The sequence below is a fragment of the Sulfitobacter sp. HI0027 genome, assembly GCF_001634775.1.
In the GTDB taxonomy this organism is placed as follows: Bacteria; Pseudomonadota; Alphaproteobacteria; order Rhodobacterales; family Rhodobacteraceae; genus Sulfitobacter.
In genome coordinates, this window is sequence record NZ_LWER01000046.1 from 31,076 (window position 1) to 44,091 (window position 13,016).

Below are 13,016 nucleotides of genomic sequence, written 5' to 3' on the forward strand. Positions count from 1 at the left end.
GGAGCAGGCCGTGCAGTGGCGTGGGACACGTTCCTGCGACGGGTCTGTAACAGGGCTTGAAGGGGGTATTTGGCCCCTGCTTGCAGTGCGCGTCAAACGTTTTGATCCAGAGAACATATATCCTAAACAATGCTTTGGGAGATTCCTGCCGATTGTTACGCTTCAATCGCGCGGCGTCTCGCCTCAACACAGCGCGGTGAACCGAGTTGCTTTGTAACAGCGCACTGTCCCCCTTTAATATCATTGTATCGAACGGGCCTCCCGACCTCCCCGCCTCTCCCCAGAGCGAGTAAGCCGCCGCCCTTTCCCAAACCTGAAAGGACCTGAAAATGAAACTCTTTATCGCAACCGCCGCCGCCACTTTGATCGCCACTGCCAGCCTTGCCGGTCAGTCGACCCGCTACGATGACCTGCGGCTCGATACCTCCGTGACCTCTGGCGTTGTCTACGCTGAGCAGGCCGGTGCCACCCGTCCCAACGAACGCGCCGCAGACCTTCGGCTGGAGACATTCTCGGATGATCGTGCGCCTGTCGCCAACTTCTCAACTAACGGCCTGCAGAGCAGCTTGGGCGAAGGTTTTGCCTATGGCGGTTTTGGCGCGGGTAACGACTCCCGCTGAGCCGACGTGAATAGAACTGAGAAGGCCCGGACCGAGAGGTGCTGGGCTTTCTTGCATGCATCATCGAACGGCCCAGACGGGCTGAAAAACTATATTCTCAAGAAAGGGGAAAATGGCGGAGCGACAGGGATTCGAACCCTGGAGACGGTCTCCCGCCTACACACTTTCCAGGCGTGCGCCTTCGACCACTCGGCCACCGCTCCGTTGATGCGCGGTTTAGCTTGGGGGGACAGTGAGTTGCAAGAGCGAAATCCCCCCAAGACAGATAAATTTATCTAACCGCCCAGGTGGACATAGACCCGGCGGTTCAACCGGCCCTTTTTCTCAATCTTTCCAAGGCGAAGCGCGCCGATTTCGCCGGTTCGGGCCACATGGGTGCCGCCACAGGGCTGCAAGTCGATGGGGTCTTGCGCGTCACCAATGCGGATCAGACGAATGTCACCCCGCCCGCGCGGCGGCGCGACGGACATGGTTTTGACCAGTTCCGGGGCCGCATCAAGTTCGGCTTCGGTGATCCAATCCTCGCTCAACCGCGCGTCGAGAGAGACGAAGTGGTTCAGCGCCTCTTCCAGCTCCGCCCGGTCTTGGGGCGCATCGGGCATGTTGAAATCAAGCCGTCCGTGGCTGGCCGAGATCTGCCCCCCCGTCACCGGATGCGGGATCACCACCGACAACAGATGCAGCGCCGTATGCACGCGCATATGTTTGTGGCGCCGGTCCCAGTCGAGCTCTTGGGTCACATAGGCCCCGACGGGCGGCAGGGCACGCGGCTCGGCCGGAACCAGCGCGATACGGCCACTGTCACGGTCGCGCACGGTGGTGGCGATGGAGAGTTCCTGTTTGTCCCATGTCAGCCAGCCGCTGTCGCCCGGCTGGCCGCCCCCAGTGGGGTAGAACAGGGAATTGTCCAAGATCACCCCGCCCTCTGGCGTATGGGCCGCTACTCGGGCCGGCGCGTCGCGCAGATAGGCTTCCGTCCGAAACAGTTCGCCTGTCATGCCTGCGGCTCCGCCGTTTTGCCGCCCTCGTCCTGCGCGGGCGCGGCATCGCTTTTCAAAGCCTCAGGATTGCGCAGCCAGAGATCACGCTGGGCAAAGGGAATTTCGATCCCTTCTTCGTTGAAACGCGCGGCGATGGCGTGGTTGATGTCGTTCTTGACCTTCATCATCCAATTGACATCCCGCAGGTAGCAGCGGACCTCGAATTCCAGCGCATCGGCACCGAAGTTCAGGAACAGCACCGCAGGCGGCGGGTTGGTCAGCACGATGGGCTGCGCTTGGGCGATCTCTTGCAAGATGCCTTCCACCCGTTTGGTATCGGTGCCATAGGCCACGCCCACGGGCACGATCAGGCGGCCCACGGTATTGCCCCGGGTGTAATTGGTGACCGTGCCGCTGATCAGATCGGCATTGGGCACGATGACATCGGTACGGTCAAAGGTCTCGATCCTTGTCGAGCGCACCGAGATGTCGCGCACATAGCCCATCTGGCCGCCCACCTCGATCCAATCGCCTTCGGAGATCGGGCGTTCGATCAACAGGATGATCCCCGACACGAAGTTCGACACCACGTTTTGCAGACCGAAACCGATACCGACCGACAGCGCACCGGCGACATAGGCAAGCGCGGATAGGTCGATCCCGGCCCCGGTAATGGCCAGCAGCGCGGCGAGGAAAATACCGACATAGCCAATCCCCGAGACGATGGCGTTCTGTCCGCCGATGTCCATCCGCGTCTTTGGCAAGACGTTGCTGCGCAGCGCACCTTGAATAAGACGGGTGGCGGCATAGCCGATCACGAAAATCACTGCGAAAGAGAGGAAGTCCGTCGGACGGATCCGCGTCTCGCCAAAGGCGAAGCCTCGGCTGAAGAGCGCCCAAAGCTCGGTCAGATCGGTGACCCGCGCGCCCCATGCCAAAGCCATCACCGGCAGCGAGAGCAGCAGTAGGATCAGGCCAAAGAACACCGGCATCAACGCATCGCGTGCCTGAACGCCCTGCCCGGTCATTGCGCCGTAGACATCCGCCAAGAAGCGTTGCAGCGTCATCACCAGCCCCAAAAGGACCAGCGTCGTGACGTAAGGCGGCAGCAGCGACACGGCGGCGTTGTAATAGCCACTGATCAGCAAAAGCGGTGCCACCACGGCCACGATCATCGCGCCCAAGCCCAGACCGCGCACCACGCGGCTCAGGGTCGATACGCGCGGCTCTTCAGAGGCAGGTGTATCCTCCGGCACCGGGTCGCTGTGGCCGTGCAGAATGCGACCGATGCGGAACAGGGCAAAGGCGCTCAGCAGCATCACAGGCAGGCGGAGCACTGCTTCGGTGGTCTCAGCCGGTTGTTGCCCCTCGAAAATCGCACGGATAATCGCGCCCAGAATGACGGTCACTGTGATGATGCTGACGTAAAAGCGTACGGCTTTCCGTTCGGGACGCGGAAGCAGGATCAGCGCCTCGTCTTCGTCGCGTGAAAACACCCGCTCGGCCACCCAGCGAACGCCGAGCATCGCGCCGCCAATTACAGGGAGAAGCTGCACCAAGGCAGAGCCGCGAGGCCCTAGCCAATCGGTTGCCAATATGGCCATGGCCAGCAAGACCAAACCGACCGTGGGCAGGATGATCCGCAATAGCGAAACGACGAAGCGCCAGATGCCGAAACCGCGCGCGCCAAACTGTTGGAGCCGCCCGACGATTGTCGTCGACCAGTGGTGACCGCGCAAAATCAGCACCAAGCCGAGTATGGTGAGCCCCAGAACCGCGGGTAGAGAGGACCGCAGACTGCGGCGCGCCGTGTCGGCATCATCCGGTGCTTCGGCGGCGATTTCTCCCGCTGCGGTGGCCAAATCGTCGATTGCCGTGCGCCAGTGGACCGGGTTGAGCGGCGTGGGCACGACCTCCATCAACTGCTCGGTCTGACGTTCGCGCAGAGCCACGTCGATTTGACCGATCAGTGCATCGGCCCGCAGGTACGCCGCTTCGGCCCGCTGAACCGGCGTCAGCAGGGTGTTGAGCTGTCGGTTCAGCTCTTCACGGTTGGCGGCGACCTCGGGCGATTCTGGTTCGGCCCCTTCGCCTTCGGGCGGGGTGCCAAGGGCAGCTATTTGTTCCCGCAGCGCGTTGATCCGCGCCGCGTTTAGATTTCGCGCCGCGTCGAATTTAGTGCGGTACTCGACCAGCCGGGCGCGCTGCACCTCTAGCATGGTCTCGGTCGTGTCCGTCGCGTCGATTGCCTCTTCAGCGGTGGACGCGACGGATTCCCATTGGTCAAAATCCGGCAGAACCGGTTCTTGAGCGACTGCAGCGCCGGTCAGCCAGACCAGCAACGCGGTAAGGCCGAGGGCGAAGCGGAGCATTTGGGTCATGTATCCTCGAAAACACCTGGAATGGATTGCGGCGCGGCATCAAGCCAGCCGGGCGTCGGCAGCCCCTTCTCGCGCAGGAACTCTGGATTGAAGAGCTTGGACTGATAGCGCGTGCCAAAGTCACAAAGCACGGTGACGATCGTATGCCCCGGCCCCATTTCTTTCGCCATGCGCATGGCGCCTGCGACGTTCACGCCAGAAGAAGCGCCCAAGCAGAGCCCTTCGTTTTCCAGCAGATCAAAGACCACCGGCAGGGCTTCTTCGTCAGAGATGTTATAGCTGTAATCCGGTTTGAACCCTTCGAGGTTCGCGGTGATCCGCCCCTGCCCGATGCCTTCGGCGATTGAGCTGCCCTCGGCTTTCAACTCGCCTTCGGTGTAATAATTGTGCAGTGCCGCGCCATCGGGGTCGGCCAGTGCGATTTTCACGCCCTTGGGCTGCAGCGCCATGGCCACGCCAACCAGCGTGCCGCCAGAGCCGACCGCACAGCAGAAACCATCCACTTTGCCGCCTGTCTGTTCCCAGATCTCGGGGCCTGTCGTCTCAATATGCGCCTGACGGTTGGCGGTATTGTCGAACTGGTTGGCCCAGATCACCCCTTCGGGCGTGGTCTTGGCCAGTTCCTTCGCCAGACGCTCAGAATAGCGGACGAAGTTGTTGGGGTTTTTGTAAGGAGCCGCAGGCACCTGCACCAGTTCGGCACCGGCAAGCCGCAGCATGTCTTTCTTTTCCTGCGACTGGGTCTCAGGAATAACGATAACGGTTTTGAACCCCATCGACGCGCCCACAAGCGCAAGCCCGATGCCGGTGTTGCCTGCCGTGCCTTCGACAATGGTGCCGCCGGGCTTCAACTCGCCCCGCGCAATGGCATCGCGGATGATGAACAGCGCCGCGCGGTCCTTGACCGACTGACCGGGGTTCATGAATTCCGCTTTGCCCAGAATTTCGCAGCCGGTCTCTTCGCTCGCGCCACGCAGCCGGATCAGCGGTGTATTTCCAATGGCCTCGGCCAGATCTTTTGCAACCTGCATGTTTGCCCCCAGTTCATGTTCCGTCCGGTTTAGCTGTCGCGCTCTCGGACCTCAAGCGTTCGCGGTGACGGGCCAGCCAATAGGCGCTTGCCACCAGTGGCGCATTGGCAAGCGCCTGCGCATCGGCCAAGGCCATCAGATCGTCAAAGGACATCAAATGCGACCGTATATCCTCGCCCTCTGAGGCCAAACCGCCCGTGCCGATGATATGATCCGGCAAATCCGCAAATCCAACGAAAATGTGAAAGAATTCCGTCGCATTGCCGGGAGAGGCATAGACGTTTCCTACGGGTTCCAAGGCACCTAATGTGATCCCCGCCTCTTCGAGCGCCTCGCGCCGTGCGGCGGCCTGCGGTGTCTCACCAGGATCAATATGGCCCGCGATGGGCTCTAACTGCCAGCAAGTGTGATCGCCCCGCGCCAAAGGGCCCATGCGGATCTGCTCAACCAGCAGCACGCGGTCGCGTGCGGGGTCATAAGGCAGCACCAACGCCGCATCCGCGCTGACAAAGACCGCGCGGTCGATCTCCTCGGACATGGCACCGTCGAAGGTCTCGTGGCGGAGGGAAATTTCATCAAGGGCAAAGAACTTTGCGTAAACGCGATCTCGGCCGGTAATCTCAATCTTTCCGTCGAGGGCCAGCGGATCATGCGCGCTCGTTTCAGCCAGCACCTGTTGATGGGCGCGGCGGCGGATCATCGGGAACATCGCGTCGACCTCGGCGCGGGGGCGCTTGCCCATATAGCTCATGACTTCGCGCGCGGCGTGGCACGAGAGCGCGGCCCAATCGGCCTCCCACTGTGCGAGCGACCACGGCCCCTGCGCCGTCCAGCGCCCCGGTTGCGACAGATAGACCTCTGCCGCCTGCCCGTCTGCCAATGTCACCGGCACCAGATCATAGTCAAAGGCGCCTTCATAGAAATCGAGCCGGGCAAAATCATCCGCACTCAGCCCTTGAACCAGCAGCCCTTCGGCCTGCGCGGCCTCGCATGTCTCAATCGTGGGAAACGGCCCCTCGGCGGCGGCTGAGACGCGGTAGCCCGGCAAGGTCGCAGGCCGCAGGTCAATCGCTCTGGCGGAACGGCCAAGCACAATTTCCAAAAGCGGCAAATGCCGCAGGGTGCCGTAAATAAAAAGATGTCGCATGGGGATCAGGACCAACGGTTATAAGCAAATTCGGTCAAAAGACCTGCGATCACAGCCCCGACAACGAGCGCCACACCGATGGGAAGTGTGGCGATCATCACCCCGAACTCCGCGCCGATCTGGAACACGGCAACGATGGCCTCAAAGGGATCGTCATAACGATTGCGCAGGGCCAGACGGACCATCTCATTCGCCGCCTGCAAGAAAATCGCCCAGAGCATCAGCACGAAGACTCCGGCCAGACCGTTGTTGATTGCCGCCGTAATGCCACGCCCGGCGCGCTTGCCCATCACACGCCAGCCGACCAGAAGGCCCAGCACCATGTTCAGCGGCAGGAAGTACCCGAAATCCGTGCTTTCCGGCATCAAGGGCACGACCATTCCCGACAGGATAAAGGCCAGCACCGCGAGTGAGATCGCGGCCATAAGTCGTGCACCAGTCGGCATTTTCGGCTCCTAGCGGGGTCGGACCGCAGGGGCGGTCACACAGGTCGCCGTACCGTAATCTGCGTCACGTCGCAATTTCCACTGTCAAATGTCGCAGCGCAGGAAGTGAGGTAAAAATTCCACATCCGGCGAAAGCGTTCGTCAAAGCCAAGCGCGGTGATCTGATCCCATTTCGCGTTAAAGGTTTCGTGCCAGCGGCGCAGCGTGATGTCATAGCTCTTGCCGAACTCGACCGAGCGGTCGACCACAAGACCGGCGCGTTCCACTTGCTCGCGCAGCACCTTTGGGCTGGGCAACATGCCACCCGGAAAGATGTATTTCTGAATGAAATCCACGCCGCGTTTGTAAACATCCCAGCGGGCGTGATCGACGGTGATGATCTGTAGCGTGGCTGCGCGTCCGGGCTTCAGCCGCTGGCGGACGGTCTCGAAATAGATCGGCCAATATTGCTCGCCTACCGCCTCGAACATCTCGATACTGGCGATGCCGTCATAGAGCCCGCGTTCATCGCGGTAGTCCTGCAATTTAAAGGTCACACGGTCTGACAGCCCGGCTTTTTTGATCCGGTCCACGGCGTATTTATATTGCTCGGCACTGATCGTCAGCGCGGTGACGTGCAAGCCCCGTTCGGCAGCGGCATATTCAGCGAAACCGCCCCAGCCGCAGCCGATTTCCAACACGTGATCGCCCGGTTGAACCCCCATCTGATCGACCATGGATTTGTATTTGGCGGTCTGCGCGGCCTCTAGCGACATCTGCGCGCCGTCCTCGAACATGGCCGAGGAATAGGTCATCGTCTCATCCAGCCAAAGCCCGTAGAACGCATTGCCCAGATCATAGTGCTTGCTGATGTTGCGTTTGGCCTGCTTGCGGTTGTTGCGTTGCAGCCAAAAACGGAATTTCTCAAACTGGCGCAGCAACCCTTGGCCCGGAAAGCCGTCGTAAACCGTCTCGTTCCCCGCATGCACCAGATCCATGAAGGCTTGCAGGTCGGGGGTCGACCACCATTCGTCAAGGTATGCGTCACAAAAGCCCAGATCGCCCTCGCGGATCAGGCGGGCAAAGAGGTCATCGTTGTGGATGTGCACCTCGGCCACCGGGCCGGGTTTGGCCCCTTCGGCCCGGAACGCGCGGCCATCGGGCAAGACGAAATCCACCCGCCCATGCTGCATCGCCTGCGCCATGGCAAAGACCTGTGGGAAATAGCGCGGCAGACCCTTCTGCCCCTCTGTTGTCGTCAGCTTCATACCTCGGTTCCGTTCTTGTTCTTGGCGCCTACTGTAACCGCAGGCTGCTGTTTCGCAAAAATTTAAAATTCACGATTGCGGTAGGCATCAAGTGCCCGTTCGCGCCCTTCCGAAAGATCGACAATCGGGTCGGGATAGTCGTCATCCGGGCTGAGGCCCCAGCGGCGTGGGATCGCGACGAAATAGGCCAGCGCATCCTTGCTCGGGCTTGCCCGGCCCTCGGCGATCCAGCGGCGGGTATAGTCTCGGCCCTTGTCGAACCGATCAAGCTGGGTTTCAGGATTGAAAATGCGAAAGAACGGCGTTGCATCGGGGCCAGAGCCTGCGGCCCATTGCCAGCCCATCGCGTTATTGGCCGGATCCCAATCGATCAGGTGCTCTTCGAACCACTTTTGGCCGATGCGCCAGTGACACATGAGGTGTTTGGTCAGATAGCTCGCCACGATCATGCGGCCCCGGTTGTGCATCCGCCCGGTCACCTGCAATTCGCGTATGGCGGCATCGACGAATGGCACGCCGGTGCGCCCCTGTTTCCACGCTAAGACCTCGGCGCGGCGCTCATCCTCGTTCCACGGGAAAGCCTGCCATTCCTCGCGCCAGTTTTGGTCAAGGATGCGCGGCGTGTGGTACATCAGATGATAAGCAAACTCGCGCCAAGCGAGTTCTTTCAGAAAGGTCTCTGCCCCCCGCTTGCCATCTTGCATCGCACGCTGACCAGCATGCCAGCATTGCGCCGGGCTGATTTCGCCCAAAGAGAGGTTTTCGGACAGTGCAGAGGTGCCGTCTTCGCCCGGCATGTCGCGGCTTTCATCATAGCCTTCGACGATATGCGCGATGAAGGACCCCAGCCGCGCCTGTGCTGCGGCCTCGCCCAGACGGACAAAGGGGCGCACGATATCACGCCCGCGCTGCATCTCGGCGTCCATCTGCCAATCGTCCAAGGCGTCACTCTCGGGCCAGTCTTGGGGTGCTGCAATTTCGCTCGGGGTCGCCACGGGTGCCGCTACATCGCGGCCACGGACGGATTTCCAATAGGGGGTGAAGACCTTGTAAAAACCGCCGGTCTTGGTCTCGACAGTCCAAGGCTCGAACATCAGATGTCCGGCAAAGCTGCTGGCCTCGATGCCCTCTTCTTTCAGCGCATCTTTGACCTTAGTGTCGCGGTCGATCGCGGCGGGATCATAAAGGCGGCTCCAGTACACCGCCCCTGCCCCGGTTTGCTTGATCACATCGCGCAGAATGTCCAGCGCATCCCCGCGACGCAGGGTCAGGCGGCTGCCCTTTTCTTTAAGCGTATCCCCCAGACTGGCCAGCGCCAGCCCCAGCCGAAACTTCGGGGCAGCGCCCAGAGCCTCTGACTGGTCGTCATGAATGAAAAGCGGAATCACCGGGCGACCAGTCTTGCAGGCCGCCGCCAAAGCGGGCTGATCGCTCAGCCGCAGATCACGGCGGAACCACATGATAATCGGGGAATTTTCGTTCACGTTCGGTGTCTTGCTCCTGGCCTGACCCCGAAACATAGCGCCCCCGCGCCGGGGTCAAGGCTCAGAGCAGATCATCCAGTGCATTCAGCAGTTTATCCACCTCGTCCTTGGTGGTGTAATGGGTGAAGCTTAGCCTTAGCACGCCCTTGCTGTCCTCCACCCCCATCGCGCCAAGCGCGCGGCCCGCGTAGAAGGTCCCGCCGCCCGCCATGATGCCCCGCTCGGCCAGCGCCTGCGCCACGTCAAAACCGGGCCGGTCAAGCGCCAGTGCCACCGTCGGCGCACGTTTTTCCGCATCGCTCGGGCCGATCAGCCGCACGGAATTCCGCGCCGCCATGGCGTCCAGCAGCGGTTGCAGCAAAGCCGTCTCATGGGCCCGCATCGCATCATGCACGGCGACACCGCGCGCCGTCGCATCGGCGCTGCCGCCGATGTGGTGGGCGTGGAAAGCGTCGATATAATCCGCCATGCCTGCGCTGGCCGCGATCTGTGCATGATCCGGGCCCGCCGGGGTGAACCGTTTATAAAGCACATCGCCGTTGAAGTGATGCGCTTGGTTCGGCAGCAGTTCCGCCAGCGCCCGGCGGATAACCATGACGCCCTGATGCGGCCCAAAGGTCTTGTAGGCGGAGAAGAGGTAGATATCCGGCCCCAGCCCCCCGACATCGGCAAAGCCGTGGGGCGCATAAGACACACCGTCAACGCAGACGAAGGCACCAGCGGCATGGGCCAGCGCCGTGATCTCGGTCACAGGGTTGATTTCCCCCACCACGTTGGAGCAATGGGGAAAGCAGACTAGCCTGACCTTCTCGTCCAAGAGTTCTTCAAGCTTGGCCGGATCCAGATGCCCCGTCTCTGGATCAATCTGCCATTCGCGGATTTCGATCCCCCGCGCGGCCAGCCGCCGCCATTGGCCGGTGTTGGCCTCATGGTCTTGGTTGGTCACGACGATCGCCTCACCGGGCTGCAGCATCTGGCCGAAGGCCTGTGCCAGCACATAGGTGTTTTGCGTGGTCGAGGGGCCAAAGCTCAGCTCTGCCGGTGTCACGCCGAGGATTGCAGCCATGCGGGTGCGGGCCTCGTCCATCTCCTCTCCGCCAAGGCGGCTGGCCTCGTAGGGGGCGTAGGGCTGCACCTTTCGCTGGGTGTAAAAGCGATGCAACCGGTCGATCACTTGGCGGCAGGTGTAAGACCCACCGGCGTTCTCGAAAAAGGCCTGCCCCTGAAGGCTCGGCTCGGCAAAGGCGGGGAATTGGGCGCGGACCCAGTCGGAATCAATATGCATGGCGCGAAGGTCCACCGCTGCGCGGCCAAGGTCAAGCGCCCAAAGAAAACGGCGGCCCCGAGGAGCCGCCGTTGTTGGTGTCGCACTGCCTGTGGAGCTTAGCGAATTTTACGCTCGTCCTGCAGGCCGCGGAAAATGCAGAAGCACATGAACAGCAGCAGCAGCGTGAACAACAACCCGGTAGAGATCACCATGGATTGCAGCGCCGCCAACCCGCCGCCGATCAGCAGAGCGATGGCCACGGCACCTTCAAAGATGCACCAGAACACCCGCTGCGGCACCGGCGCGTCGACCTTGCCGCCTGCGGTGATCGTATCGATGACCAACGAGCCGGAGTCCGACGAGGTGACAAAGAACACCACCACCAGCACGATGCCGATGAAAGAGGTGATCGAGGCCAAGGGCAGCGCGTCCAGCATCTTGAACAGCTGCAGCGGCAGGCCCGCATCTTGGGCTGCGGTGTAGCCATCGTTCAGCACCTGATGGATCGCGGTGCCGCCAAAGATCGACATCCACAGCACGCAGACGAGCGAAGGGATCAACAACACGCAAACGATGAATTCGCGCACGGTACGGCCCCGGCTGACGCGGGCGATAAACATGCCAACGAAAGGTGACCAGCTGATCCACCACGCCCAGTAGAACGCCGTCCACCCTTGGGAGAAGTTCACGTCTTCGCGGCCAAAGGGATTTGCCAGCGCGGGCAGATACTCAATGTAAGCCACCAGCGAGTCCCAGAAGAAGGTCAGCAGGAACACTGTTGGCCCGACGATCAAGGTGAACAGCGCCAGCAAGGCGGCCAGCCCCATGTTGATCTCACTCAGCACCTTCACGCCGCCATCAAGACCGCGCAGCACCGAAATCAGCGCCACGGCAGTGATGAGCGAAATCAGCACGATCTCAGAGGTGGTGCCAATCGGGATCCCGAACAGCTCGTTCAAGCCCGCGTTCGCCTGTGTCGCACCCAGACCCAGCGAGGTGGCCAGACCAAAGAGCGTGGCAAAGACCGCAATGATGTCGATGATATGTCCGGGCCAGCCCCAGACACGCTCGCCCAACACCGGATAAAAGGCCGAACGGATCGTCAGCGGCAGGCCTTTGTTATAGGTGAAAAGCGCCAGCGCCAGCGCGACGATAGCGTAGATCGCCCAAGGGTGCAGACCCCAGTGATAGATCGTCGCCGCCATGCCAAGGCGCAGCGAACCGGCCTCGTCACCCGTTGCCGCGCCCAGAGGGGCCCAGTCGGTGCGCAACCCGTTCTCTGTCGTGATTTCGCCCATGGAGGTCGAGAAATGCGTGAGCGGCTCAGACACGCCGTAGAACATCAGGCCGATGCCCATACCCGCGGCGAAAAGCATCGCGAACCAGCCCAGATAGGTATAGTCCGCGACCGCCTCATTGCCGCCAAGGCGGACATTGCCGAAAGGCGTGACAATCAGCAAAAGCGCAAAGATCACCACCAAATCGGCAGCGCCGATCAGGAACCAATCGAAGTTCTTGGTCGTAAAGTTGAACATGGCCGAAAAGATCGCGGCGGCCTGCTCTGGCAATGCAATTGTGTAAAAGACGAAGATCACCACAGCGATCCCCGAAATCAGAAAGACCGGGTTGTGAATATCCAGCCCGAACGGCCCGATCTGCCGCTCGATATTGTCCTGACCGATTTCATAATCGGTATTGATGACATCCGCCTTGCCCTCAGGCTCGGGGATGCCGTGCGAATTTGTATCGCTCATAATCTGTTCCCTCTTTGATGACAGATCACCACGCAGGACGCGGTTTCTGTTTTTCTCATCCGTGCGCAAAGGATAGAGGCTTGCGACCATTGGGCAAGCTCTTGCGGCCAAGCTCCCTTGGAAACTTGGCTAAAACGACCTTTTCGTTATCCGCTGCGACGTAAGTTTGGGGGGGTTACCCTGTCCCGAGCGCCGCTGCAATCGCATCGGCCTGTTCGCGAATCCGGTCCATGTCACCTTGGACGCCGGGCGGGCGTAGCTTATCGCCCTCATGGCGGGGCAAGATATGGTAGTGCAGGTGAAAGACCTCTTGCCCGCCCGCGGCTTCGTTAAATTGCTGCACCGTGATGCCATCAGCACCAAAGGCCCGCAGGCAGGCATTGCCGACCTTTTGAACCGTCGCCAGACAATCGGCCAACTGCGTATGGCTGGCGTCGAGCATATTGCGGCAAGGCGACTTGGGGATCACCAAGCAATGCCCCTCGGCGCGGGGCATGATGTCCATAAAGCAATAGGTCTTGTCGTCTTCATAGACCTTGAAGCTGGGGATTTCCTTGCGCAGGATCTTGGCAAAGATATTGTCGTCGTCATAGGTGGCCATCATGCTCTCCTTCTGGCGGTCGGGGCGGCGTGGACCATTAACCACACCGCCCCGCGCC

The 13,016-nt window shown here is 61.1% G+C and carries 11 protein-coding genes and 1 tRNA gene; 1 reads left to right on the forward strand and 11 read right to left on the reverse strand.

Annotation, left to right across the window (positions count from 1 at the left end; all coding sequences use genetic code 11):
• Positions 1 to 329: 329 nt before the first annotated feature.
• Positions 330 to 620, forward strand: a complete 291-nt coding sequence (locus A3722_RS02935) for a hypothetical protein (RefSeq protein WP_067628656.1) — start codon at positions 330 to 332, stop codon at positions 618 to 620.
• 113 nt (positions 621 to 733) lie between these two features.
• Here the strand turns inward: A3722_RS02935 and A3722_RS02940 are convergent.
• The 11 genes from A3722_RS02940 to A3722_RS02990 form a co-directional block, all read right to left on the reverse strand.
• A tRNA-Ser gene (locus tag A3722_RS02940) sits at positions 734 to 823 on the reverse strand.
• A gap of 72 nt (positions 824 to 895) precedes the next feature.
• On the reverse strand, positions 896 to 1,618 hold the full coding sequence (locus A3722_RS02945) for an alanyl-tRNA editing protein (RefSeq protein ID WP_067628658.1): 723 nt from the start codon (positions 1,616 to 1,618) through the stop codon (positions 896 to 898).
• Positions 1,615 to 3,981 carry a DUF3772 domain-containing protein gene (locus A3722_RS02950; protein ID WP_067628660.1) on the reverse strand — a complete coding sequence of 789 codons (2,367 nt, stop codon included), beginning with the start codon at positions 3,979 to 3,981 and terminating at the stop codon, positions 1,615 to 1,617. The genes A3722_RS02945 and A3722_RS02950 overlap by 4 nt, the downstream gene beginning before the upstream one ends.
• Positions 3,978 to 5,012 carry a cysteine synthase A gene (locus tag A3722_RS02955; RefSeq protein WP_067628661.1) on the reverse strand — a complete coding sequence of 345 codons (1,035 nt, stop codon included), beginning with the start codon at positions 5,010 to 5,012 and terminating at the stop codon, positions 3,978 to 3,980. The genes A3722_RS02950 and A3722_RS02955 overlap by 4 nt, the downstream gene beginning before the upstream one ends.
• Before the next feature lie 13 nt (positions 5,013 to 5,025).
• Entirely contained in the window at positions 5,026 to 6,159 is a 1,134-nt protein-coding gene (locus A3722_RS02960) for an NUDIX domain-containing protein (protein WP_067624730.1), read from the reverse strand.
• A 5-nt stretch (positions 6,160 to 6,164) separates the two neighbouring features.
• Positions 6,165 to 6,605 (reverse strand): TrgA family protein, encoded by a 441-nt coding sequence (locus tag A3722_RS02965; RefSeq protein ID WP_067624727.1) that lies wholly within the window; start codon positions 6,603 to 6,605, stop codon positions 6,165 to 6,167.
• Positions 6,606 to 6,640: 35 nt separating this feature from the next.
• Positions 6,641 to 7,852 (reverse strand): SAM-dependent methyltransferase, encoded by a 1,212-nt coding sequence (locus A3722_RS02970; RefSeq protein ID WP_067624724.1) that lies wholly within the window; start codon positions 7,850 to 7,852, stop codon positions 6,641 to 6,643.
• A 62-nt stretch (positions 7,853 to 7,914) separates the two neighbouring features.
• On the reverse strand, positions 7,915 to 9,336 hold the full coding sequence (locus A3722_RS02975; protein WP_201721951.1) for a cryptochrome/photolyase family protein: 1,422 nt from the start codon (positions 9,334 to 9,336) through the stop codon (positions 7,915 to 7,917).
• A gap of 61 nt (positions 9,337 to 9,397) precedes the next feature.
• Positions 9,398 to 10,621, reverse strand: a complete 1,224-nt coding sequence (locus A3722_RS02980) for an aminotransferase class V-fold PLP-dependent enzyme (protein ID WP_067624719.1) — start codon at positions 10,619 to 10,621, stop codon at positions 9,398 to 9,400.
• A 98-nt stretch (positions 10,622 to 10,719) separates the two neighbouring features.
• Positions 10,720 to 12,357 (reverse strand): BCCT family transporter, encoded by a 1,638-nt coding sequence (locus A3722_RS02985; RefSeq protein ID WP_067624733.1) that lies wholly within the window; start codon positions 12,355 to 12,357, stop codon positions 10,720 to 10,722.
• A 175-nt stretch (positions 12,358 to 12,532) separates the two neighbouring features.
• Positions 12,533 to 12,958, reverse strand: a complete 426-nt coding sequence (locus tag A3722_RS02990; protein WP_067624716.1) for an HIT family protein — start codon at positions 12,956 to 12,958, stop codon at positions 12,533 to 12,535.
• Positions 12,959 to 13,016 lie beyond the last annotated feature (58 nt).